Genomic DNA, 25,294 nt, shown 5'->3' on the forward strand with positions numbered 1-25,294 from the left:
GACGGTTGATTGCGATATTAATATCTAAACATTGAAACGGAATAGCATCACGTCGCCATCTTGAACAACGTATTCCTTCCCTTCCAAGCGTACCTTGCCAGCCTCTTTTGCAGCTGCCATTGAGCCAGCCGCCACCAAGTCTTCATAAGCTACAGTTTCGGCACGAATAAATCCGCGCTCGAAATCTGAGTGAATAACACCGGCACATTGCGGAGCTTTCATTCCTTTACGGAAAGTCCAAGCACGCACCTCTTGTACACCTGCAGTAAAGTATGTTGCCAATCCCAATAAATCATATGAAGCTCGGATTAGTTGGTCCAAGCCAGACTCTTCAATTCCTAGTTCTTCAAGGAACATTGCTTTTTCTTCATCATCCAATTCTGAAATTTCTTCTTCGATTTTCGCACAAATTGTAATGACTTGAGCACCTTCTGCATCTGCAAATTCCCGTACTTGTTGAACGTATTTATTGTTTGCAGCATCTGCCACTTCTTCTTCAGAAACATTCGCTACATAGAGCATTGGTTTGATTGTCAAAAGGTGCAAGCCTTTGATTACTTTTAATTCATCTTCCGATAAATCGACAGAACGTGCTGGCTTTTCTTTTTCTAATGCATCTTTTAATTTCACTAATATTGGCTCTTCGATTAACGCTTCTTTATCTTTTTGCTTAGCCATTTTGCCTACTCGTTGAAGGCGTTTTTCTACAGATTCCATATCCGCCAAAATTAATTCCAGATTGATGACTTCAATATCATCAATTGGATTCACAGAACCCGAAACGTGCGTAATATTTTCATCTTCAAAACAACGAACTACCTGGCAAATTGCGTCTACTTCACGGATGTGGGATAAAAATTTATTTCCTAACCCTTCTCCTTTGGAAGCTCCCTTTACAATCCCTGCGATATCTGTAAATTCAAAAGCTGTTGGAACAGTTTTCTTAGGTTCAACCAATTCAGTTAATTTATCTAATCGTGCATCCGGTACTTCAACTACTCCTACGTTGGGATCGATTGTTGCGAATGGGTAGTTGGCAGCTAATGCACCTGCTTTTGTAATTGCGTTAAATAATGTAGATTTTCCTACGTTTGGTAAACCTACTATACCAGCTGTTAGCGACATGTGTGTTGACACGACCTTTCTATTTCTCTTGTGTTTTTTTCTTGCATTCAAATATAAATAAAATAGAACTAAATAATATAAAACCATTGTTTATTATATGGATAAGTAGAGAAAAAGTCTAATTCGCCAAAATTTTATTCTCCATTTGCTCTAACTAACACTTTTTTCATTTTCTTTTCAAATTCTCGACGAGGGATCATAACGCTATGACCACATCCTGTGCACTTAATTCGGATATCTGCACCTAACCGGATAATTTTCCATGCATTCGTACCGCAAGGATGCTGTTTTTTCATTTCAACCACATCGTTCAATTCAAATACTTTTGCTTCCATTATGATTCATCTCCCCCAGACTCTTTACTACCTCGATCATAAAGCATCATTTTAGGATATGCCATTGGAATTCCGTTTCTTTCCAAAATTTCTTTAACATCACGTCTAATGACACGGGCAATCCCGTAATGCTGCAAAGGTTTCGTTTCGGCAATAATACGGATGGTTACTTCTGTCCCCACTACATTTTGCACTCCCAAAAACGCTGGTACATCAATCAGTTCTTCGTAGTTTGGGGGCAATGTTTTTAAATACTCGGAAACAAGCTTCTCAACCTTTTCAATATCCGCATCAATTGCAACTTGCATATCGATGATGGCTTTGGAGTTGTTGACCGAGAAGTTGACAACATCCAATATTTGTCCGTTTGGTATAATGTACTGTTCACCTGTCGTTCCTAAAATCTTGGTTGTACGCAACCCAATTTCCGTTACTGTCCCTTCGGCGTTATTTAAACGGATATAATCCCCTATTCCAAACTGGTCCTCCAAGATAATAAAGAATCCCGTAATAATATCTTTTACTAAACTTTGCGCACCAAAGCCAATCGCTAAACCGGCAATCCCTGCCCCCGCAAGTAGCCCGCCAATGTTGATTTCAACAGCCGAAAGAATAGCAATCATCGCTGAAAAATAAACTAAATAGCTCAATGTGCTATGCAGCAATTTGATAATTGTTTGCTGCCTTCGTTCATTTTGATTTAGAGGTGTTTTCACTTTCAGGGTAAGGATTCGTGTAATGATTCTCTTCCCTATAAATATAACTAAGTAGGATACTAAAAGAATCGCTAGAATCTTTGTGCAAGCACTTAAAACAAAGGACCATAATTCTTCACTCGTGAAATAGTCCCATATTTTTTCAGAAAACTCTGTAGCCTCTTTTACTTGTTCTTCCACTTGATCTCCTATTACATCCGTCGCCATTTTTCCACTCCTTGTATAAGTAACCATAAATTTGAATATACTTGGTATCAATATAGTTCAATTTTTGCCATTAAAAATTAATTTATTACCAATTCTAAGGAAAGCGAGAATTGCTTATGCAAAAAATTACGAAAGTCCCTTTAAATTCGTTTGTTCATCATGAACAAACAGGTGCTCTCTGGCAATTAAGTGATTTATTTTTAAATTATATTCCTTTTGATCATGAACAATTAATATTCTGTTGTATTGGAACAGATCGCTCTACTGGTGATTCTCTCGGTCCTTTAACAGGCAGTTTTTTGACGAGTTTTCACTCCTTCCCGTTTGAAGTAATCGGTACACTTGAAAATCCATTACATGCCATCAATTTAACATCGACAATGGAAGAAATAAATGCAAAGCCTATCAAGCCCTATGTCGTTGCGATTGATGCTTGTTTAGGAAGCGAACGTAATGTCGGTCATATTGTTCTTCAAGACGGTCCATTATTCCCTGGCAAGGCTGTAAAAAAAGAATTACCTCCAATCGGTGACATTTCAATTAAAGGAATCGTCAATGTTGGAGGCTTTATGGAAATGCTTGTTTTACAAAATACCCGTTTGAATGTTACATATTCGATGGGCAATAAAATTGCACGCGCGTTAATGCTCGCTTGGCAACGTCATTTATTGAAAAAGAAAAATGAATACAACGACAATAGCAACCATTACGATTCCAGGCAGCAGATTGGCTACTCGAACCTTAGTTAAACCAGCAATATTTAAACCTATCGCCATTATCATGATTCCACCTGTCGCCGTCATTTCTTGAATAAATAGATTTAAGGCTGCTTCGGGTATGTATTTGCTAATAACGCCAGCCAAAAGCGTAATCGTACCTTGATATAAAAGAACGGGGATTGCAGCTAACATTACACCTATTCCAAGGGTTGATGATAAAACGATCGCGGTAAACCCATCAATAATCCCCTTTGTTATCAAAACTGAATGATCATTACGTATACCACTATCCAATGAGCCCAGAATTCCCATTGAACCAATCACAAAAAATAAAGTGGCATTAATAAATCCTTCCGCTATACTACTTTCTGACGTTTGCTTCCCGATTTTTGTTTCTACCCATTTTCCTATGCGAAATAATTGATTGTCTAAATCAAGCCATTCACCAATCACCGCACCTACAACAAGACTAATAATCACAATAATAAAGTTAGTAGTCTCCATCCCCATTTGAATTCCTAAAACAGCAACAGCAAGACCAATAATTGATAGTACAGTCGTTTTCATTTTATCGGGGATCCCCTTAAAAATACGACCGATTGTTGATCCTATTATGATTAGTAAGGCATTTATAATTGACCCAAGTAGCACCATGTTTTACCTCTTCTTTGTCTTAGAAAAAAGAGCGCCTCAACTACTTGGCGCTCACAACTTTTCTACTCTTCTAGTTGTAGTATTTCCAATATACGTTCTAAATCATCCTCTGAATAAAATTCAATTTCAATTTTCCCTTTATTCTTGGATTTTTTAATTTGAACATTTGTTCCGAAGTATTCACGCAGTTGCGTTTCGGTAGCTTGAACAAAAATGTCCTTATTGACCGGCTTTTCTGTTTCACGTGAAACTTCTTCATTCAATTGTTTAATCAATGCCTCTAATTGGCGCACATTTAAGCCGTGTTTTATCACCTTTTCAGCTACATCAGGTATTCTTCTTTTATTTTTCAAACCTAATAATGTACGCCCATGACCCATGGATAACTCACCTTTATCTACTAGAGCGCGAACTTCTTCCGGCAATGTTAATAAACGGAGATGATTCGTGATATATGGACGACTTTTTCCTAGACGTTTGGCAAGTTCTTCTTGGGTAAAGTTAAGTTTTTCTATTAAACTTTGATAGGCTTCAGCTTCTTCAATAGGCGTTAAATCTTCTCGTTGAAGGTTTTCTAATATGGCCAGTTCCATCATCTGGTCTTCTGTCAAACTTCTGACGATTGCAGGTATTTCTTTTAAATTGGCAAATTTTGCAGCCCTAAAACGCCTTTCCCCAACAACTATTTCATACCTTTTGCCTTTTTTCCGGACAACGATGGGCTGTATGATTCCATGCTCCATTATTGATTGGGCTAGTTCCGCAATTGCTTCCTCATCGAATGTTCTTCGGGGTTGAAAAGGATTAACAACAAGTTTTTGCAAGTCAATTTTTTCAACTTGATCTTCATTGGGCTGTATATTTTCGAGTGTTTCTGTTGGAAACAATGCCCCTATACCTTTACCTAACCCTCTAGCCATTTTTAATCACTTCCCTTGCTAACTCTAAATAAACTTCCGCACCTCTTGATCTTGCGTCATATATTATGATCGGTTCGCCATGACTCGGAGCCTCGCTTAAACGGACATTGCGCGGGATGATTGTTTTATATACTTTATCCTGGAAGTACTTCTTAACTTCCTCTATAACCTGCAAACCAAGGTTTGTGCGTGCATCAAGCATGGTTAAGAGCACACCATCAATATATAAATCTTGATTTAAATGTTTTTGAACAAGACGAACAGTCGATAATAATTGACTTAATCCTTCCAGGGCGTAATACTCACATTGAACCGGTATTATCACTGCATCGGATGCAGTTAATGCATTTATCGTTAATAACCCCAAAGAGGGTGGACAATCGATAATAATATAATCATATTGATTTTTCACATTCTGTAAGGCATGTTTCAATCGAACTTCACGTGAAATTGTGGAAACAAGCTCAATCTCTGCGCCAGCCAAAGAGATTGTTGCTGGCACTACATCTAAATTTTCAACTTTAGATGATTGAATCGTGTTGATCACTTCTTCGTCATCAATTAGAACATCATAGATACAACTTTGAATTTCACCTTTATTTATACCAACACCACTTGTAGCATTACCTTGCGGATCAGTGTCTATTAAAAGAACTTTTTTCCCTAAATATGCAAGACAAGCGCTCAGATTTACAGATGTTGTAGTTTTACCTACCCCACCTTTCTGGTTTGTTACGGCAATAATTCTTCCCAACCTTTTTGCACCTGCTTTCATGAATCAAAATAAAAAACGAATCGTATTTAGTCATTTAGTTCATTTTATCAAATTTATAAACTAGATGTATTTATAAAAAAACAACTATTTTATAAATTTGATACTAGAAAATTAGGCCTATCGCCATCCGCTTTGACGATAAGCCTTTGTCGCACTTATGCAACTCTATTAAAGGAGAACTTTTCTACTGTTAATAAGGAGGTTTTTAAAGAAATTAGATTTTGTGAAAGCTTTTAAATCGTATCTCTTCATATCATAAAAGCCCTAATAGGTTTGCCTCCAGTCAAAAATCAGTGGAATATTCAACTTGGGTTCCTTAGCTAATCAATTATTTTTTCTTTGGAATACGTACTGTGATTTGATAATATTCTTCCGTGTCTTCTTCTTCGGTATTCACATTAATACCACTTTTCGTCACCATGGATAGTGATTGTTTAATTGTATTGAGTGCGATACGGATATCTTTGCTGATGGCTTTTCGCTTTGGCTTTTCCTTCTTTGCCGATTCTTCTTTTGGTTCGTTCATTTGTTGAATATATTCTTCGAGCTGACGAACATTCCAATCATATTCTTTTATTAAAGCTACCAATCGAGCTTGTAATTCTTCATCCTTCAAAGAAATCATTGCGCGTGCATGGCGCTCCGTAATTTCCCTTTTTAAGATTGCTTCCTGGACAAATTGGGGTAATTTTAATAAACGCAATTTATTTGCAACAGTTGACTGGCCTTTTCCTAAACGTTGAGCAAGTGCTTCTTGTGTTAGTGAATGAAGTTCCAATAATTGCTGATAAGCCAATGCTTCTTCAATTGCCGTTAGTTCTTCTCGCTGGAGATTTTCTATCAAAGCAATAGAAGCAGTTTCTTTATCACTTAAATCTCGAACAATGGCAGGAACCTCAGTCCAATTGAGCTTCTTCATTGCCCGGTAGCGACGTTCCCCCGCAATGATTTCATAACGTTCTCCCTCAAAGTGTCGAATGACAATGGGTTGAATGACACCATGCGTATGGATTGTTCTTGATAATTCTTCAATTTTTTCTTCATCAAAAACAGTACGAGGCTGGAACCGATTTGGAATAATTTTATCAATTGGGATTTTTACTACTTCTTCTGCAGCATTCTTCTTTTCAATTTGTGCTACTTGTTCTACTTCACTTTTAACTTCGGAAACACTCTTATCTCCGCCTCCGAAAAATCGTGAAAAAGGACTTTTCATTCAATAGGCACCACCTTTTAGAAACTATCTTGCTCGGGAATACTTATATAATATTATTTATTATAATCTATAAATTGTACAGAGTTCGATAGAAGTATAATCTAGTAAATGACATAATAATAAGTATTTATGCTTCATGAGGCAAATTTATATCTAATATTTTGTGACAATTTTAACTAATCGAAACTAAACTTGACAAAACGTTGAAAATAGTCTGAATATATATATCTTTCTCACATTAAACAGAATGTTTCATGTGAAACACTGCAGTTTATTGTAACACTTAATTGCTAGTTAACTAGAATCAATGCGTAGTGACATTAAGCTAAATTTAATATCACTACATTGATCTATATTTTATACTACCACATATTTTTTCTATATAATTGGCGTTTTGTTAGGTATACCTGGTTTACGTGGATATTTCTTCGGGGTCTTTTTTATTTTATCAAAAATATAAAGAGTACGGTCACTTTCTTCAATAGGCAACGAGTATGAAAATTCTTCCTTCAAAGATGCTCCCAAAGTTGATATCGCTTTTTTTGCATCCTTTAATTCCTCGGGACCAGCTGCTGCTTTTAAGGCGACAAAAAATCCTCCCTCTTTTGCAATTGGTAGGCAAAGTTCTGAAAGTACCGATAATCTTGCTACAGCACGTGCCGTAACGACATCGAACTTTTCACGGTACTTTTCATTTTGGCCAAATTCCTCTGCACGCGCATGGACAAATGATACATTTTCCAATTGCAACTGCTCGCTTAAATGGTTTAAAAATGTAATCCGTTTATTTAAAGAATCAACAATTGTTACATGTAAATGAGGGAAGCAAATTTTGATCGGCAAGCTTGGAAACCCTGCTCCGGCCCCTACGTCACAAAGCGATTCTACCTTTGTAAAATCAAAGTAAAAACTTGCACTAATGGAATCGTAGAAATGCTTCAGATAGACACCTTCCAAATCTGTAATTGCCGTTAAGTTCATTTTTTCATTCCACTCAACTAGTAGTTCAAAATATTTCTTGAATTGTCCTATTTGTGTGTCACTTAATTCAATTCCCATTTCTTTTAAAGCTTCAATAAACTGTTGTTCGTTCATAGGGATCTCCTTTAGTTTCATACTGGTATTATTGATACTAAATTGAACGAGCGTCCGAGATAGCAATAAACTCGAACGCTCGTCAGTCAAATGCGCATGGCGATTTTCGGAATTCAAAAGACCAATGTCAATAAAATCCGTTACTCATTCCCTACTCTTGCAATTTTCCCCTGTTCGATATAAACGGCTAAAATTGAAATATCCGCAGGATTAACGCCTGAAATACGTGAAGCTTGCGCTATCGATAATGGGCGAACTTCTTTTAATTTTTCACGGGCTTCTGTAGCAAGACTTGAAATATCATCATAATCAATATCTTCGGGAATCTTCTTACTTTCCATTTTATGAAGTTTTTCCACTTGATTTAATGCTTTTTGGATATATCCTTCATATTTTAACTGAACTTCTATTTGTTCCTTTACTTCCTCGCTTAATTCCATTGCTGGGGGAGTTAAAGAAGCAACTAAATCATAATTCATTTCAGTACGCTTCACTAAGTCTGCTCCGCGAATGCCATCTTTTAGTTCCGCACCGCCTACTGAGCGAATGACTTCTTGTGTTGCTTCGTTAGGTTTAATGATCACTTCTCGAAGACGGGCGATTTCAGCCTCGATTTGTGCCTCTTTTTCTTTGAACTTAACATAACGTTCTTCCGATATAAGCCCTAATTGGTGACCGATTTCCGTTAACCGTAAATCTGCATTGTCATGGCGAAGCAATAAGCGGTATTCCGCACGGGAGGTTAATAAACGGTAAGGTTCATTTGTCCCCTTCGTTACTAGATCATCAATTAGTACACCAATATAAGCATCGGAACGTTTTAAGATGACTTCTTCTTTTCCCAGCACTTTCGCAGCTGCATTTATTCCAGCCATCAATCCTTGTCCTGCTGCCTCTTCATAGCCACTCGTCCCATTGATCTGGCCAGCGGTATACAAGTTTTTAATACGTTTTGTTTCAAGTGTTGGCCATAGTTGTGTTGGTACAATCGAATCGTATTCAATGGCATAGCCAGGACGCATCATTTCTGCATTTTCCAACCCAGGAATCGATCTCAGCATTTGGCGTTGTATATGTTCAGGCAAACTTGTTGAAAGTCCTTGTACATAAACCTCTTGCGTATCCCGCCCCTCTGGTTCCAGGAATAGTTGATGGCGCGGCTTATCGTTAAAACGAACAATTTTTGTTTCAATCGATGGGCAATAGCGAGGGCCAGTGCCGGTAATAGCGCCTGTATACATTGGAGCTTTATCAAGATTATCATTAATAATTTGGTGTGTTTCCAAACTAGTATAAGTTAACCAGCAAGGAATTTGATCCATGATAAATTCCGTTGTTTCAAAGCTGAATGCACGTGGTACATCATCACCTGGCTGGATTTCCGTTTTACTATAGTCAATTGTTTTGCTGTCGACGCGTGGCGGTGTACCTGTTTTAAACCGCACCATATCAAAACCAAGCTCACGCATATGATCCGCTAGTTTAACAGAAGGTTGTTGGTTATTTGGACCACTCGAATATTTTAAGTCCCCAATTATAATTTCTCCGCGCAAATATGTTCCTGTCGTCACGATGACAGCTTTTGCTCGGTAAATTGCACCCGTTTGGGTAACCACTCCACGCACTTCATCATTTTCAATAATTAATTCATCAACGATTGATTGATGGATTGTCAAATTTTCTTCATCTTCCAGTAAACGTTTCATTTCACGTTGATAAAGAACTTTGTCCGCTTGTGCACGTAAAGCACGCACAGCTGGTCCTTTACCTGTGTTCAACATACGCATTTGGATGTGGGTTTTATCGATTACTCTTCCCATTACACCGCCTAATGCGTCAATTTCGCGAACAACGATTCCCTTTGCTGGACCGCCTACTGATGGATTACATGGCATAAAGGCAATCATGTCTAAATTAATTGTCACCATGAGTGTCTTTGCACCCATTTTTGCTGAGGCATATGCCGATTCAACACCCGCATGTCCTGCACCGATAACAATTACATCATACTGGCCAGCCTCATATGTTATTGTCATGCCGTCTCTCCCTTTCATAAATCATCTATTTTTCATACGTCTGTTACGTAAGTGCATATCTTCGACTACTATCTATTTACCTAAGCAAAATTGCGAGAACAACTGGTTAATTAAGCTCTCCTGAACTGTATCACCAACAATTTCACCTAGAAGCTCCCAAGTTTTAGTTACATCAATCTGGATCATATCCACCGGAACTCCTGCCTCTGCTGCTTCAATCGCGTCTTCAATCGTAGCTTTCGCCTGATGTAAAAGTGCGATATGACGAGCATTCGAAACATATGTTAAATCATTTGCTTCAATTTGTCCTTCAAAGAAAATCTTCGCAATAGACTCTTCTAATTCGATAATGCCTTGTTCTTGCAAAATTGATGTCGTTACAATAGGACGTCCATTTGATAGTTCTTTTACTTTATCCAAATCGATTTTTTGTGGTAAATCCGTTTTATTGACCACTACAATGAAATCCATATTTTGAATCGTTTCAAACAAGCGTTCATCTTCTTCAGATATCTCTTCTGCCGAGTTCAAGACAAGCAAAATCAGATCCGCTTCCTTTAATACCTGGCGAGATCTTTCTACCCCTATACGCTCGACAATATCTTCTGTTTCACGAATACCTGCCGTATCGACCAAACGCAGAGGTACACCGCGTACATTGACATACTCTTCTATAATATCACGAGTTGTACCAGCAACGTCAGTAACTATCGCTTTATTCTCATGAACCAAACTATTTAGTAAGGAAGATTTCCCAACATTCGGTCTTCCTAAAATAACCGTCGATAATCCTTCGCGCAATATTTTCCCTTGAGATGATGTTTGTAAAAGCTTTACGATTTCATCACGTACAAAAGAACATTTTTCCAATAGTACAGGTATCGTCATTTCTTCCACATCATCATACTCTGGATAGTCTATATTAACCTCTACATGAGCCAATGTCTCTATTAAAGCATTACGTAATTGGCCAATTAATCTTGAAAGCTTTCCTTCCATTTGACCAAGTGCCACATTCATCGCACGGTCTGTTTTTGCCCGAATTAAATCCATGACTGCTTCTGCTTGGGATAAGTCAATTCGGCCGTTTAAGAAGGCCCGTTTTGTAAATTCACCAGGGTCTGCCAACCTTGCGCCATTTTGCAGGACGAGTTGCAAGACGCGGTTTACTGAAACGATTCCGCCGTGACAGTTGATCTCAACAACATCTTCACGTGTGAACGTCTTCGGTGCGCGCATCAACGATAACATGACTTCTTCCACTACTTCCTCGGTCTTCGGTTCGATTAAATGACCATAGTGGATCGTATGTGTTTTTTCATCTATCAATTGTTTGCCGTTTGGCGATTTGAATATGTTATTAGCTATTTTAACTGCGTCATCTCCACTTAAGCGGACGATTGCAATGGCACCTTCGCCCATTGGTGTGGAAATCGCGGCAATTGTATCAAAATCCATCTGATGTAAACCTCCTACTAAATCCATTACGAACTGATCGTAATTTCATTAACTTCATAACTCGATATGAATTAAATATATCTTGTGAAAACTATATAAAGTTATCCACATGTGAATAACTATTGTAAACATTTTTACTAACAATTTAGGGTAACATATTTTAAGGAAATACGAAAGTAAAGCAAATTTCCCACATGTGGATAAGTGATTATTCCCGCTAACAGCGTCTCTTTCAAAAATAAAGGCAATTTTTAGTGCCAGTCTATGTTTCAAAGCATGTAAGCAGCTCAAGTTTCTGGTGTTTGAATAATTTCCTTCATACCTATCGGAATATAAAATCCTTTACAAGAAACCTATAATGAAACACGTATCCCGTTCAAGTTTTCGGAACTTTCCCAACAAAAAAACGATCCTATCCAGGATCGTTTTTTCATGTTCATATAATTACTGCTATCTAATCGGTTCAATGACTAGATATCGATTCGGTTCTGTTCCTTCTGAGTATGTTTCAATATCAACACGATTTGCTAATGCATTATGGATGACTTTCCGTTCATAGGATGGCATAGGTTCAAACGCAACTTTTTTCTGCGTATGAATCGCCTTATCCGCCATTCGCTCCGCCAATACTTCCAAAGCTTTCTGGCGGCGTTCGCGGTAATCCTCTACATCCAGCTTCACCATCAAAAAGGATTTCGCCGTTTTATTGACTACTAATTGGGCTAATTGTTGCAGTGCATTTAATGTAGCACCACGTTTTCCAATTAAAAGAGCTGCTTTTTCACTTTCGAGTTTAAACAAAATATTTTTGCCTTGTTTTTGAGTCACAATCGTTAAATCCTCAATTCCCATATCTCTTGCAATATCCTCTATATATTTTCTTGCAGATTCAATTGGATCTTCTTGTTCTTCAACAAAGACAGAAGGATCTTCTATAGTATCGGATAATGACGATTGTTCTTGTATATCTTCTTGTACGACACTGATTTTTTCGGTAATTGAATGGTGTACATCATCACTTTTATCTTGATCCGTGTTCTCGGATTCTACCTCTTTTACAGTGATACGCACCTCTGCTTGACGTGCCCCAAAACCAAAAAATCCTTTTTTCGCTTCTTGTAAAACTTCAACTTCTACTTCATTACGAGTAGTATTTAGCTGTTGTAACGCTATTGAGATCGCTTCTTCTACTGTTGCGCCTAATTGCGTAATTTGTTTCACTTTTTCGCTCCTCCTGTTGCAGCAGGTTCTGATTTTTTTCTAGTCCAAGGTTTATAAATAACTAAGTTTTGAACAACTGAAACGATATTCCCTACAACCCAATATAATGATAAAGCAGCTGGCAATACGATACCGAAACCGATGATCATAAACGGCATAATATACATCATGACTTTCATTTGAGGGTTGTCCATTGCAGGTCCTGTTTTTAATACAACAAATTGAATCAAACCTGCTAAGACAGCCAGGATAACACTTGGTTCCGCAAGCGGGAAAATAAGAAATGTTCCTAGATCAATTTCGGGTGTTGCATTCATTCGGCTAATTGCATGATAAAAACCAATGAGAATCGGCATTTGGATTAATACAGGGAAACATCCAGCAGCTGGATTTACACCTGAGTTTTGCATTAGTGCCATCATCTCTTGTTGATACTTTTGCTGAGTCACGGCGTCTTTAGATGCGTATTTTTGTTGCAGCTCTTTCATTTTAGGCTGGATTTCTTGCATCTTTTTAGAACTTTTCACTTGTTTGATTGTTAATGGAAGTATTACTAAACGGATTATAATTGTTACAACAATAATCCCAAATGCATAATTGCCCAGTAATTCAGCGAAATATTTAATTACTGATACTAATGGCCAAACAATAAACTCATTCCAAAAACCTTCGCTTTCAGATGAGATTGGCTGATCGAATTCTGTACATCCAGAAAGTAGCAAAGCTACTGAAACTAAAGACAGAATCATCCAATGTCTTCTCTTCAACCTTCATCCTCCTAGAGTAACTATTCACTTTTTAGCTATTTTACCATGTATAGACACTTACTCTCTACTCAAAGTTGCTTTATGCTGGGTTCCTTATTTAGTGACCCATGTAAGTAGAGATAGTTTTATTGCTTTTTTCTAATTACCTTAGCAATTTTTAATACGTGTTCAATACTTTTTTTTGTTTCATGAAAATCTAAAGTGGCCGCCTGGTTTCGGGCGATAATAACATAGTCCATATCTTGTCTTACTTCATCTTTTAATTCTAGGAACGCTTGTCTTATATAGCGTTTAATCTGAACTCTTGTTACTGCTTTGCCAATCTTTTTGCTAACTGATAGCCCGATGCGGAATTCTTCTTGATTGTCATTACGCAAGCAATAAACTACGAACTGGCGATTAGCAAAGGATTTCCCTTTCTTGAACACCTTTTGGAAGTCTTCATTTTTCTTGACTCTTTGGCGTTTCTTCATTCTTTCACCTGCTATTCTTAATGCATTATCTTTTCCTTAAAATGAAGATTGATAAAAACACGATCCCTGTTCGACAACGAAATCGATGTTTCATATACTGATTGCCTATTAACTTTTCCTATTTTCAGTAAAAAAAAAGCCACTGAAGAAGTTCAGTGGACTTATGCTGATAATACTTTTCTTCCTTTACGACGACGAGCTGCTAATACTCTGCGACCGTTTTTTGAGCTCATACGTGCACGGAATCCGTGTACTTTACTGTGCTTACGTTTCTTTGGTTGGTATGTGCGTTTCATTATATATGACACCTCCATTTATGAAAGTTAATTTCTATCCTACATACAGACCATAACATTATATAAAAAAAAGAAATACATTGTCAATTAAATATTTAAATACAAATTTGGTCGCACTAAAATTAATAGGATCAATTTATCCACAATGCACCATGTTTATTATAAACAGTCATTGTGGATAATATTTTTGTGCGTTTTTTTATCCACAGGAGTTATTTACAACTTTTACACAAATCCAAACCCTGTGGACAACTTTCAGGTGAATAAAAAATAGTTGTGTGGATAAGTTTCGTAAACTATTGAAATACCAATCTTTTTTTGTTACGATAAATGTGTTTTCCTTTGTGGAAATGTTGCGTGGGAAATATTTTATCCACAGAATGTTAATAACTTGTGGACAAACTTTAGCACAGCTTTGGGATAATAGTTATCCACATACTGTGATTATGTGATTTATCTTCATTAAGAAAATGTTTTCTGTATCTAAATTAAAATCATAAGTACATTCCGTAATGTGCGAAGAATATAGAAATAGTCAAATTACAACACAATGGATAATCCATGATTTCTATCTTTTATAGATGTAGTTTATTTTTTCATAATGGAAAATATACATGAAAAGGAGTTAAAAGCTTGGAACATTTAGAAGAATTATGGAAAAATGTCCTGGCACAAGTAGAACAAAAAATTTCAAAACCAAGCTTTGAGACGTGGCTAAAAGCAACAAAACTGCTTTCTTATAAAGGATCGACAGTTACAATTGCCGCGCCTAACTCATTTGCTCGCGATTGGCTTGAAAATCATTATGTTCATCTAATCGCGGGTATTTTATCTGAACTGACAGGTGAAGACTTGCTAATTAAATTTGTTGTTCAAAAGGATCAGGATGATGATAGCCTCGATTTACCCGTTCCGGTAATCCAATCAAAAAATGATGATGAACATGCAGAAATCACACCGGGAATGTTAAACCCTAAATACACTTTTGATACATTTGTTATCGGGGCAGGTAATCGTTTTGCACACGCTGCATCCCTTGCTGTCGCGGAGGCTCCTGCAAAAGCATATAACCCATTCTTCATCTATGGGGGAGTTGGACTGGGCAAGACCCATTTAATGCATGCAATTGGACACTATGTGCTGGAGCATAATCCGAATGCGAAAGTCGTTTATCTATCATCGGAAAAATTCACAAATGAATTTATTAATTCCATTCGTGATAACAAAGCAGTGGATTTCAGAAATAAATACCGCAATGTTGATGTTTTATTAATCGATGACATCCAGTTTCTTGCGGGGAAAGAATCTACTCAAGAAGAGTTTTTCCATACATTTAACACTTTGCATACAGAATCAAAACAAATCGTTATTTCCAGTGACCGTCCGCCAAAGGAGATTCCAACACTGGAAGATCGACTTCGTTCTCGCTTTGAATGGGGGTTAATTACAGACATTACTCCTCCTGATTTAGAGACGCGTATTGCCATTCTGCGTAAAAAGGCGAAAGCTGATGGGCTCAATATCCCGAACGAAGTAATGCACTATATTGCAAATCAGATCGATACTAACATCCGTGAACTAGAAGGGGCTTTAATTCGCGTTGTAGCCTATTCGTCTTTAGTTAATCAAGATATTTCAACGGATCTTGCTGCAGCTGCCTTAAAAGATATTATTCCGAATGCAAAACCTCGAATGATAACAATTTTAGATATTCAAACAGCGGTGGGAGAACATTTCAATATTAAATTGGAGGATTTCACTGCGAAGAGACGTACAAAATCAATTGCTTTCCCAAGACAAGTAGCCATGTATTTATCACGGGAGTTAACAGACTTCTCTTTACCTAAAATCGGGGATGAATTTGGGGGGCGCGATCATACTACCGTTATTCATGCTCACGAAAAAATCGTAAAGCTGTTAAAAGAAGATCAACTACTTCAGCAAGATATTAAACAGATACGCAGTGTATTGGGCAAATAAACCTGTGGATAACCATTACCATTTCACACAATTCTATCCACAACTTATCAACATGTGGATAGCCTGGTTTAAACGTTGTTTGAATAAGTTATGCACAAATCCACAGGCCCTATTACTATATCTATTAATATCTTTTAAAAATAATAATATTAATAAGTGAGGTATAACGATGAAATTTGATATTATGAGAGATCGTTTACTAGACGGATTAAACAATGTAATGAAAGCTGTAAGTTCAAAAACAACTATTCCAATTTTGACTGGGATAAAAATTGATGTAACTGATGAAGGAATGACCTTAACCGGCAGTGATGCGGATATTACAATTCAAACCTTTATCCCTGTAGAGGAAGATGGAGAACAATTAATTAATATCTCTGAAACAGGCTCAATTGTGCTGCAAGCCCGTATGTTCAATGAGATCGTGCGTAAATTGCCGACGAATGATGTTGAAATCCAAGTCGCAAATGGATTACAAACACATATTCGCTCAGGGAAGTCTGAATTCCATTTGATTGGATCAGATGCATCTGAATACCCTCTATTACCGGAAGTTTCGACTGATCAACAATTTACGATGCCTGCCGATCTTTTAAAAGCGATTATCCGTGAAACTGTATTTGCAGTGGCCACTTCGGAAAGCCGTCCTGTCCTAACAGGTGTTAATTGGCAAATCAACGGCAATGAATTGAATTGCATTGCCACAGATAGCCACCGTCTGGCTAGAAGAAAAGTTTCTCTTGAACAACTTCCGGCAGATGTCAATTCAGTCGTAATCCCCGGTAAAAGTTTAAACGAGTTAAATAAAATTCTTGGTGATTCGACTAATCCGGTTCAAATAGTCATTACAAGCCAACAAGTTTTATTTAAAGCAGATAATGTTTTATTCTTCTCACGCCTTCTAGAAGGCAATTACCCTGAAACATCCCGTTTAATTCCGGAAGAATATAAAACAAACATTACAATAAATGGGAAATCATTATTACAAGCAATTGACCGTGCCTCATTACTGGCACGTGAAGATCGCAATAATGTCGTTCGTTTTGAGACGTTTGACGATAATATTGTTGAAATATCATCAAACTCGCCGGAAATTGGAAAAGTGGAGGAACAAATCCAGGTTGAAACACTTGAAGGGGAAAATTTAAAAATTTCATTCAGTGCGAAATACATGATGGAAGCTCTAAAGGCAATCGATGGTCAAGATGTCGTCATCCAATTCACTGGAGCTATGCGTCCATTTATTTTGCGTTCAGTCCATGATGATGCAATCTTGCAATTGATTTTGCCTGTAAGAACGTACTAACTTGTTATGAATCTCCTTTCAGGGGTACCACAGGATATTAGTAAATTTTATAAGGATTTTTAAATATACGTAGGGCGTCTCCCTTTTAAGAGACGCTCTTTTTTTATTTGGTGCAATTGTGGGAATAAATCATAGTTTGTTAATTCTTAGGACTTTTTTCGACTCACGAAAGAGCTGATTCTGCTTTCTTTGGATTTTTTATTGATTTTTAGGTATGATAGAAGGATAGATGTACGTGTAACGGAGGATGAAATACTTTGAATGAAATAATAATTGAAACTGAGTTCATTACACTTGGTCAAGCTTTAAAGATGACAGATGCCATTAGTTCGGGCGGTATGTCTAAATGGTTTCTTCAAGAAAACGATGTCTATGTAAATGGGGAAATTGATCAAAGACGGGGACGTAAATTACGCCATGGTGATGTCATCAATATTCCAGGTTGCGGTAGATTCATCATCGTTAATAAGAACGGGGAAAATTAAATGTTCATCGAGCATTTAAATCTTGCAAATTATCGTAACTATGAAACATTAAAGTTGGAATTTTCACCTAAAATTAATGTATTCATTGGGGAAAATGCCCAAGGTAAAACAAATGTGATGGAATCCATCTATGTTTTGGCCATGGCGAAATCGCACCGAACAAGTAACGATAAAGAATTAATCCGTTGGGACGCAGACTATGGTAAAATAGAGGGTGTTGTTAAAAATCGATATGGCAGCATCCCTATGGAACTATCCATTACCAAGAAGGGTAAAAAAGGGAAAGTCAACCATTTGGAACAAACGAAATTAAGTAATTATATTGGACAAATGAACGTGGTCATGTTTGCGCCGGAAGATCTTAATGTTGTAAAAGGGAATCCGCAAATTAGACGTCGTTTTATTGATATGGAGATTGGTCAGATATCGCCTGTTTATTTACACGATTTACTTACGTTTCAAAAACTATTAAAACAACGTAATCATTTGTTAAAGATTAACCAAGGAAAACAGAAAATCGATGAGGTTCTATTTTCTATATATACTGAGCAATATATTCATTCAGCTGTCCAAATTATTCGTAAGAGACTTCAATTTATCGAACTTCTACAAGTTTGGGCCGAAAAAATACATTATGGGATTTCACGGGGCCTCGAGAAGTTAACGATAAAATATCGTGCAACTACAGGGTTGAACCCGGGATGGTCTCCTGAGGAAATGGCTACATACCTTGAAAAGAAACTTGCAGAAGTAAAGAAGAGAGAGCTTGAAAGAGGAGTCACATTAGTAGGCCCACACCGGGATGATTTGCAATTTTTTGTAAATGATTATGATGTCCAAACTTATGGCTCACAAGGGCAGCAACGTACAACTGCCTTATCCTTGAAACTTGCTGAAATAGAACTAATAAAGCAGGAAACAAAGGAAGCACCTATTCTACTTTTAGATGATGTATTGTCTGAGTTGGATGATTATCGCCAATCACATTTATTAAATACCATTCAAGGTGAAGTGCAAACGTTTGTCACAACAACAAGTGTAGATGGGATTCATCATGAGACAATTCAGCATGCAAAGATGTTTCACGTGAAACAGGGTGCAATTGAAAGTTAAGCAACTAAAGCAATTATACTTACTGCCAAGGGCATTGGTACGATTGCAAGATGAGAATAGTCGTATATCGTCAAAGTGAAAAATTATGTTTAGAAAGTTTTAGGATTTTTGTTAAAGCTTTTTATTTTTGACACATACTGAGGTAATGAAAGAGTAGGTGAATATGGTGGCTTTAGAAGAGAAACAAGTACAACAAGCATATGATGCCGATCAAATTCAAGTATTGGAAGGTTTGGAGGCGGTTCGTAAGCGTCCAGGTATGTATATCGGCTCCACAAGCTCTAAAGGGCTTCACCATTTGGTTTGGGAAATCGTGGATAATAGTATTGATGAAGCATTGGCAGGCTTTTGTGATCACATTACTGTCGCTATCGAAAAGGATAACTGGATTCGCGTTGAAGACAATGGCCGTGGAATCCCGGTAAGCATTCAAGAAAAAATGGGGATGCCGGCTGTTGAAGTAATTATGACCGTTTTGCACGCAGGAGGTAAATTTGGCGGTGGCGGTTATAAAGTATCGGGTGGATTGCATGGTGTAGGAGCATCTGTTGTGAACGCGTTATCAGTTGTAACAGAAGTTTATGTAAAACGTGACGGTCATACTCACAGCATTAAATTTGAACGTGGCCAGACAATACAACCATTGCAAGTTATTGGTGATTCTGATGAAACTGGAACAACGACACGTTTCAAAGCGGATCCGGAAATTTTCAAAGAAACAACCGTATATGAATATGATATATTGGCTACCCGTATTCGGGAATTAGCATATCTGAATCGAGGCATTCGCATTACGATTCAAGATGAAAGAGAAGATGAGCTACGTTCCGATAGTTTCCACTTTGAAGGCGGGATTCGCGAATACGTTGAGCATTTAAATAAATCAAAAGAACCGATTCATGAACCTATAGATGTGACGGGCGAAAAAGATGGAATCGCTGTGGAAATTGCCATGCAATATAACGAAGGATTCTCATCAAACATTTATTCTTTCGCCAATAATATTAATACCTATGAAGGTGGTACCCACGAATCCGGGTTCAAAACAGCACTTACTCGTGTAATCAATGATTACGCACGTAAAAATGGTATGCTGAAAGATTCGGATACAAACCTTTCCGGCGAGGACGTGCGCGAGGGGTTAACGGCAATTGTGTCGGTTAAGCACCCGGAACCACAATTTGAAGGGCAAACTAAAACGAAACTTGGAAACTCAGAGGTAAGCTCAATTACGAACTCTTTGTTCTCTGAAGGATTTGAACGTTTTATGTTAGAAAACCCTTCAGTTGCCCGCAAGATTATTGAAAAGGGCTTAATGGCAGCACGTGCGCGAGTTGCAGCGAAAAAGGCGCGTGAATTCACACGACGGAAGTCTGCCTTGGAAATTTCCAGTTTACCTGGTAAACTGGCGGACTGTACATCAACCAACCCATCAGAGTCGGAAATCTATATCGTTGAAGGTGACTCTGCCGGTGGTTCAGCCAAATCTGGTCGTGACCGTTACTTCCAGGCAATATTGCCATTGCGCGGAAAAATCTTAAACGTTGAAAAGGCAAATTTAAACCGTATTTTATCGAATGCAGAAATTCGTGCTATGATTACCGCGTTTGGTACGGGAATCGGCGAGGAATTCGATCTAGAAAAAGCACGTTATCATAAAATTGTTATTATGACAGATGCGGATGTCGATGGCGCACATATTCGTATTTTATTACTTACTTTCTTCTTCCGATTTATGCGCCCATTAATCGAGGCCGGCTATATTTATGCTGCCCAGCCACCTCTTTACCAAATTAAACAAGGCAAACATGTAGAATATTGCTATTCAGATGAAGAGCTTCAAGAAATATTGAATCGTTTAGGAAATACTCCAAAACCAGTAGTTCAACGATATAAAGGTTTAGGTGAGATGAACGCTGAACAGTTATGGGATACAACAATGGACCCAGAGCATCGTACACTTTTACAAGTGGAACTTGATGATGCAATGAGAGCGGATGAAATCTTCCAGGAGTTAATGGGTGATGAAGTCGAGCCTCGTAGACGATTTATTGAAGAAAATGCAGTTTATGTACAAAACTTAGATATTTAACTTGTCGTTTTGAAGGGAGGTCTTCCTTGTGTCTGAAAGTCAACACGAAGGTGTAAAAGGAATAAAAATAAGTGAAGAAGTACAAACATCTTTTTTAAACTATGCTATGAGTGTTATTGTTTCGCGTGCTTTACCTGATGTGCGTGACGGCTTAAAACCTGTACATCGTCGTATTTTGTATGGAATGCAAGAGTTAGGGAATACATCAGATAAACCCTATAAAAAGAGTGCTCGTATTGTCGGGGACGTAATGGGTAAATACCACCCACATGGTGACTCATCAATCTATGATGCGATGGTTCGTATGGCACAGCCTTTTAGTTATCGCTACATGCTAGTTGATGGACATGGCAACTTCGGATCTGTCGATGGTGATGGTGCAGCCGCAATGCGTTATACCGAATCCCGTATGTCGAAAATTACGATGGAAATGCTGCGAGACATCAATAAAGACACGATTGACTATCAGGATAACTATGATGGCAATGAGAAAGAGCCAGTTGTATTACCAGCCCGTATACCTAATTTGTTGCTTAACGGTGCATCAGGTATCGCGGTGGGGATGGCAACAAACATCCCACCACATCAATTAGGGGAAACAATTGATGCCGTGATTGCATTATCGGAGAACCCTGCCATCACTACAGAAGAGTTGATGGACATTATCCCAGGACCTGATTTTCCAACAGGCGGAGTAATTTTAGGACGAAGTGGTATTCGCCGGGCATATGAAACCGGCCGTGGTTCAATTACGGTTCGTGCGAAAGCCGAGATTGAAACAAAAGCAAATGGAAAAGAAACAATCATTGTTAATGAAATTCCATACCAAGTAAATAAAGCAAGACTGATCGAAAAAATTGCTGAATTAGTAAGGGATAAAAAAATTGACGGCATTACAAATCTACGTGACGAATCTGATCGCCGTGGCATGCGAATTGTCATGGAAATTCGTAAAGATGCAAATGCCAATGTTATCCTGAATAATTTATATAAACAAACAGCCATGCAATCAAATTTTGGTGTGAATATGCTGGCACTTGTAGATGGCCAACCAAAAGTATTGAGTTTAAAAGAAGTGTTGCACTACTATTTGGAACATCAAAAAGTGGTTATCACCCGCCGTACGAAGTTTGAGTTGAAAAAAGCAGAAGATCGAGCGCATATTTTAGAAGGGTTAAGAATAGCCCTTGATCATATTGATGAAATCATCTCTATTATCCGTTCATCTCGTTCCGGTGATGAAGCGAAGCCGGTTTTAATGGAACGATTCAATTTAACCGACCGTCAAGCACAAGCAATTCTAGATATGCGTCTTGTTCGTTTGAGTGGGTTGGAACGTGAAAAGATAGAAAATGAATATCAAGAACTGCAGGCTTTAATTACAAAGTTAAAAGCTATTTTAGCCGATGAGAGTAAGATCATCGATATTATTCGAACAGAATTGACCGAAATCAAAGAGCGTTTCAATGATACTCGACGTACAGAAATAACTGCTGGCGGTCTAGAAATGATTGAAGACGAAGACTTAATTACACGAGAAGATTCAGTACTTACTTTGACGCATAATGGCTACATAAAAAGACTCGCTTCCAATACGTATCGCAGCCAGAAACGGGGTGGCCGAGGCGTTCAAGGAATGGGGACACATGATGATGACTTCGTAGAACATTTGTTATTCACTTCGACTCACGATACAATTTTATTCTTTACAACTAAAGGGAAAGTATACCGTGCAAAAGGATATGAAATTCCTGAATTCGGACGTACTGCGAAGGGCCTACCGATTGTCAATCTGCTTAACTTAGAAAAAGAAGAAAAAGTAACGGCTATGATTCGTGTAGATGAATTTAAAGAAGACGCTTATTTGATCTTTACTACGAAAACAGGTATTACAAAACGAACTCAGCTTTCACAGTTTGCCCATATTCGAACAAGTGGTTTAATTGCCATCAATCTTCATGATGATGATGATTTAATCTCCGTACGTTTAACCGATGGAACAAAAGATGTCATTATTGGGACGCACGATGGGATGCTTATTCGCTTCAAGGAAGACGAGATACGTTCCATGGGACGTACTGCATCAGGTGTGCGTGGTATCAAGCTGCGTGAAGGCGATTACGTAGTTGGGATGGAGATTATAGAACCAGGACACGAGATTTTAGTGGTAACTGAAAGAGGTTATGGTAAACGAACTCCTGAATCAGAATATCGTTTACAAAGCCGTGGTGGAGTTGGTCTAAAAACAATCCAGATCACAGATAAAAATGGACCGATGTGTGCAGTTAAAACCGTAGATGGAACTGAAGATATTATGTTGATTACGATTAATGGAATTTTAATTCGTATGGATGTAAACGATATTTCAGTTATCGGTCGAAGCACTCAAGGAGTTCGTTTAATTCGCTTAGGCAATGAGGAATTAGTGGCAACAGTCGCTCGTGTGAAGAAAGACGAGGAGATAGAAGAAGAATTAGAAGAAGAAATTCTATCTGAAAACGTTACTGAAAAAGAAACGACCGAAGATGCAGTTATTGAATCACCAGAAATTGATTCTGATGAAGAATAGAATATATTAACAAAAACCAGAAACCTACTTATCCTTTAGGTTTCTGGTTTTTAATATTTTCTAATTTTGGAATACCGAGGGACTTTTTAATCAGATAAATGACTCTTAAAGAGAGTAAATGTAGTATAATTCTAATAGGTCTAGCAATAAGTAAAGAAATCATACCTCTATAGCTTCTTAAAAACTCAAACAGAGGAGAGGTTTTAAATTGGAAACTATCTATGTAAACAGCAATAATCTAAAAGTGGGAAAGGTAATAGCAGAGGATATCTTTGCGAATACCAAGTTCCCTATAGTTTATAAGAATACTAAAGTCACAAACGAAGTACTTTATGCTTTAAAAGCATTTCATATTCTTAAGGTCCCTGTATTGATGGAGGATGAAGGAAAGTCAAAAAGTCAGGATGATGGTAAAACAACTATTGGGATGGAAATAGAAGTGCCAAAGCCATTTATGACATTCGAGAAATTATATCTTGATGCAGTCGATGAATTTAAGAAAGTATTTTTTGATTGGGAGTCGGGTTCAAAAATTGATATAACAAAGGTGAGGGGGATTATTCTACCCCTTGTAGAAAAAATACAAAAAGAACGATCAATCCTTTTTAAGCTTAATCGTTTATCAAACGCTAAAGACTACTTATTTCATCATTGCATTGCAACAGGTTTAATCAGTGCAATGATTACGCAAAAATTAGGATATGAAAAAGGCTTTGTGCTTCAAATGGCCGTAGCAGGCACATTGGCTGATTGCGGAATGGCAAAAGTGCCCTACCATATCCGGGAAAAGAAGGGTACATTAACGGAGCAAGAGTTTTTATTAGTACGCCAGCATCCATTATTTAGCTTTAAGATGATTGAAAATTTGCCCGCCTTGAAAGAAGAGATGAGACTTGCGATCTACCAGCATCATGAACGACTGGATGGGAGCGGTTATGTAGAGGGTATAAAAAGTGGGAAAATATCAATCTTCTCGCAAATAATCGCCGTTGCAGATACTTTCCATGCCATGACGAGTGAACGTATTTACCGTTCAATGGAGTCGCCATTTAAAGTAATCGAAATGATCAAAGAATCCGAGTTCGGAAAGTTTGATATAAAGGTTGTCCAGGCCCTGGTTGACTTAGTCGCTGGCCTTCCAATCGGAACTACCGTTGAATTATCAAATCAAGAAATCGGGGAAATCATGTATATTAACGGCTTTGCCCCAACAAGACCATTAGTGAAACTGACTAATAGGAATGAAATTATCGACCTTTCCAAACAAAGAAACTTGTATATTTCACAGGTGGTATCCGAATAATAAGAATTAAATTATTGATATATAGAGGGGGGCAAGAAAGAATTTATCTTTCTTGTGCTTTTCTATATAAGAAGTAATGGAAAGAAAGGCATTATTTCTGTAATCGGGTAATTTGAAATATTCCATATGGGAATCCGATATCCAATAGTTGAAAAGGGGAGGGAAGGATTACAGAACGGCGGATCCATTAAGTAAATGCAACGATCACCGAAAATTAGCCAGTATAAATACTGGTAACCAAGATATTCTTTAAATTTCAATCATTAAATTATGAAGCCTTTAGTGACAAGAAGAAAAGTTTTGTAAAAAAGTATTTTTTTAATTAAAGTGTTGACGTATCCATAAATACTTGTTATTATAAGTAAGTCGCCAAGAGGTGACGCAATATGAACCTTGAAAACTGAACAACAAAACGTTAATGATATCGTTTCTT

General features: G+C 37.6%; 22 protein-coding genes. 8 read left to right on the forward strand and 14 right to left on the reverse strand.

Annotated elements, in window-relative coordinates; translation table 11 throughout:
• Positions 1–24: 24 nt before the first annotated feature.
• From ychF to CD33_RS11555, 3 genes are all read right to left on the reverse strand, one after another.
• Entirely contained in the window at positions 25–1,125 is a 1,101-nt protein-coding gene (ychF, locus tag CD33_RS11545; protein WP_036200952.1) for a redox-regulated ATPase YchF, read from the reverse strand.
• A 134-nt stretch (positions 1,126–1,259) separates the two neighbouring features.
• Positions 1,260–1,460 carry a DUF951 domain-containing protein gene (locus tag CD33_RS11550; protein ID WP_036200953.1) on the reverse strand — a complete coding sequence of 67 codons (201 nt, stop codon included), beginning with the start codon at positions 1,458–1,460 and terminating at the stop codon, positions 1,260–1,262.
• Complete coding sequence (locus CD33_RS11555; RefSeq protein WP_036200955.1) at positions 1,460–2,383, reverse strand: mechanosensitive ion channel family protein; 924 nt, start codon at positions 2,381–2,383, stop codon at positions 1,460–1,462. The genes CD33_RS11550 and CD33_RS11555 overlap by 1 nt, the downstream gene beginning before the upstream one ends.
• Before the next feature lie 116 nt (positions 2,384–2,499).
• On the opposite strand from CD33_RS11555, the gene yyaC reads away from it, so the two are divergent.
• The gene (yyaC, locus tag CD33_RS11560; protein ID WP_176400080.1) at positions 2,500–3,132 is read left to right on the forward strand and encodes a spore protease YyaC; all 633 of its coding nucleotides are present in this window, start codon (positions 2,500–2,502) and stop codon (positions 3,130–3,132) included.
• Here yyaC and CD33_RS11565 read toward each other — a convergent pair.
• The 11 genes from CD33_RS11565 to rpmH all read right to left on the reverse strand — a co-directional run bounded on the left by CD33_RS11565 (position 3,049) and on the right by rpmH (position 14,013).
• Positions 3,049–3,756 (reverse strand): DUF554 domain-containing protein, encoded by a 708-nt coding sequence (locus tag CD33_RS11565; protein WP_036200957.1) that lies wholly within the window; start codon positions 3,754–3,756, stop codon positions 3,049–3,051. The two genes, yyaC and CD33_RS11565, sit on opposite strands and share 84 nt — an antisense overlap.
• 62 nt (positions 3,757–3,818) lie before the next feature.
• A complete protein-coding gene (locus CD33_RS11570; protein WP_036200959.1) occupies positions 3,819–4,676 on the reverse strand; it encodes a ParB/RepB/Spo0J family partition protein in 858 nt (285 codons plus the stop codon).
• A complete protein-coding gene (locus tag CD33_RS11575) occupies positions 4,669–5,430 on the reverse strand; it encodes a ParA family protein (RefSeq protein ID WP_036200960.1) in 762 nt (253 codons plus the stop codon). The genes CD33_RS11570 and CD33_RS11575 overlap by 8 nt, the downstream gene beginning before the upstream one ends.
• A 349-nt stretch (positions 5,431–5,779) precedes the next feature.
• Positions 5,780–6,667: a nucleoid occlusion protein gene (gene noc / locus CD33_RS11580; protein ID WP_036200961.1), complete on the reverse strand. Its 888-nt coding sequence runs from the start codon at positions 6,665–6,667 to the stop codon at positions 5,780–5,782.
• 378 nt (positions 6,668–7,045) lie between these two features.
• Complete coding sequence (gene rsmG / locus CD33_RS11585; protein ID WP_036200963.1) at positions 7,046–7,762, reverse strand: 16S rRNA (guanine(527)-N(7))-methyltransferase RsmG; 717 nt, start codon at positions 7,760–7,762, stop codon at positions 7,046–7,048.
• 140 nt (positions 7,763–7,902) lie between these two features.
• Complete coding sequence (gene mnmG, locus CD33_RS11590; RefSeq protein WP_036200965.1) at positions 7,903–9,798, reverse strand: tRNA uridine-5-carboxymethylaminomethyl(34) synthesis enzyme MnmG; 1,896 nt, start codon at positions 9,796–9,798, stop codon at positions 7,903–7,905.
• A gap of 72 nt (positions 9,799–9,870) precedes the next feature.
• Positions 9,871–11,256, reverse strand: a complete 1,386-nt coding sequence (gene mnmE, locus CD33_RS11595) for a tRNA uridine-5-carboxymethylaminomethyl(34) synthesis GTPase MnmE (RefSeq protein ID WP_036200967.1) — start codon at positions 11,254–11,256, stop codon at positions 9,871–9,873.
• A 450-nt stretch (positions 11,257–11,706) separates the two neighbouring features.
• A complete protein-coding gene (gene jag, locus CD33_RS11600) occupies positions 11,707–12,477 on the reverse strand; it encodes an RNA-binding cell elongation regulator Jag/EloR (RefSeq protein WP_036200969.1) in 771 nt (256 codons plus the stop codon).
• A complete protein-coding gene (yidC, locus tag CD33_RS11605) occupies positions 12,474–13,244 on the reverse strand; it encodes a membrane protein insertase YidC (RefSeq protein ID WP_036200970.1) in 771 nt (256 codons plus the stop codon). The genes jag and yidC overlap by 4 nt, the downstream gene beginning before the upstream one ends.
• A 125-nt stretch (positions 13,245–13,369) precedes the next feature.
• Positions 13,370–13,717: a ribonuclease P protein component gene (gene rnpA, locus CD33_RS11610; RefSeq protein ID WP_036200972.1), complete on the reverse strand. Its 348-nt coding sequence runs from the start codon at positions 13,715–13,717 to the stop codon at positions 13,370–13,372.
• 161 nt (positions 13,718–13,878) lie between these two features.
• Positions 13,879–14,013 carry a 50S ribosomal protein L34 gene (gene rpmH / locus CD33_RS11615; protein WP_036200974.1) on the reverse strand — a complete coding sequence of 45 codons (135 nt, stop codon included), beginning with the start codon at positions 14,011–14,013 and terminating at the stop codon, positions 13,879–13,881.
• A 633-nt stretch (positions 14,014–14,646) separates the two neighbouring features.
• Here rpmH and dnaA point away from each other — a divergent pair.
• The 7 genes from dnaA to CD33_RS11650 all read left to right on the forward strand — a co-directional run bounded on the left by dnaA (position 14,647) and on the right by CD33_RS11650 (position 24,861).
• Complete coding sequence (dnaA, locus tag CD33_RS11620) at positions 14,647–15,993, forward strand: chromosomal replication initiator protein DnaA (protein ID WP_036200975.1); 1,347 nt, start codon at positions 14,647–14,649, stop codon at positions 15,991–15,993.
• Between the two features lie 169 nt (positions 15,994–16,162).
• Positions 16,163–17,299 carry a DNA polymerase III subunit beta gene (gene dnaN / locus CD33_RS11625; RefSeq protein WP_036200976.1) on the forward strand — a complete coding sequence of 379 codons (1,137 nt, stop codon included), beginning with the start codon at positions 16,163–16,165 and terminating at the stop codon, positions 17,297–17,299.
• Positions 17,300–17,556: 257 nt separating this feature from the next.
• Positions 17,557–17,784, forward strand: coding sequence for a S4 domain-containing protein YaaA (gene yaaA / locus CD33_RS11630; protein WP_036200977.1), 228 nt, complete (start codon positions 17,557–17,559; stop codon positions 17,782–17,784).
• A complete protein-coding gene (gene recF, locus CD33_RS11635) occupies positions 17,785–18,897 on the forward strand; it encodes a DNA replication/repair protein RecF (RefSeq protein WP_036200978.1) in 1,113 nt (370 codons plus the stop codon). It begins immediately after the preceding gene.
• A 163-nt stretch (positions 18,898–19,060) separates the two neighbouring features.
• A complete protein-coding gene (gene gyrB / locus CD33_RS11640) occupies positions 19,061–20,989 on the forward strand; it encodes a DNA topoisomerase (ATP-hydrolyzing) subunit B (RefSeq protein ID WP_176400081.1) in 1,929 nt (642 codons plus the stop codon).
• 28 nt (positions 20,990–21,017) lie between these two features.
• Positions 21,018–23,558 (forward strand): DNA gyrase subunit A, encoded by a 2,541-nt coding sequence (gene gyrA, locus CD33_RS11645; protein WP_036200980.1) that lies wholly within the window; start codon positions 21,018–21,020, stop codon positions 23,556–23,558.
• Positions 23,559–23,766: 208 nt separating this feature from the next.
• A complete protein-coding gene (locus CD33_RS11650) occupies positions 23,767–24,861 on the forward strand; it encodes an HD-GYP domain-containing protein (protein ID WP_036200981.1) in 1,095 nt (364 codons plus the stop codon).
• Positions 24,862–25,294: the final 433 nt, after the last annotated feature.

This window comes from Ureibacillus sinduriensis BLB-1 = JCM 15800 (assembly GCF_000772955.1).
GTDB classification, from domain to species: Bacteria; Bacillota; Bacilli; order Bacillales_A; family Planococcaceae; genus Ureibacillus; species Ureibacillus sinduriensis.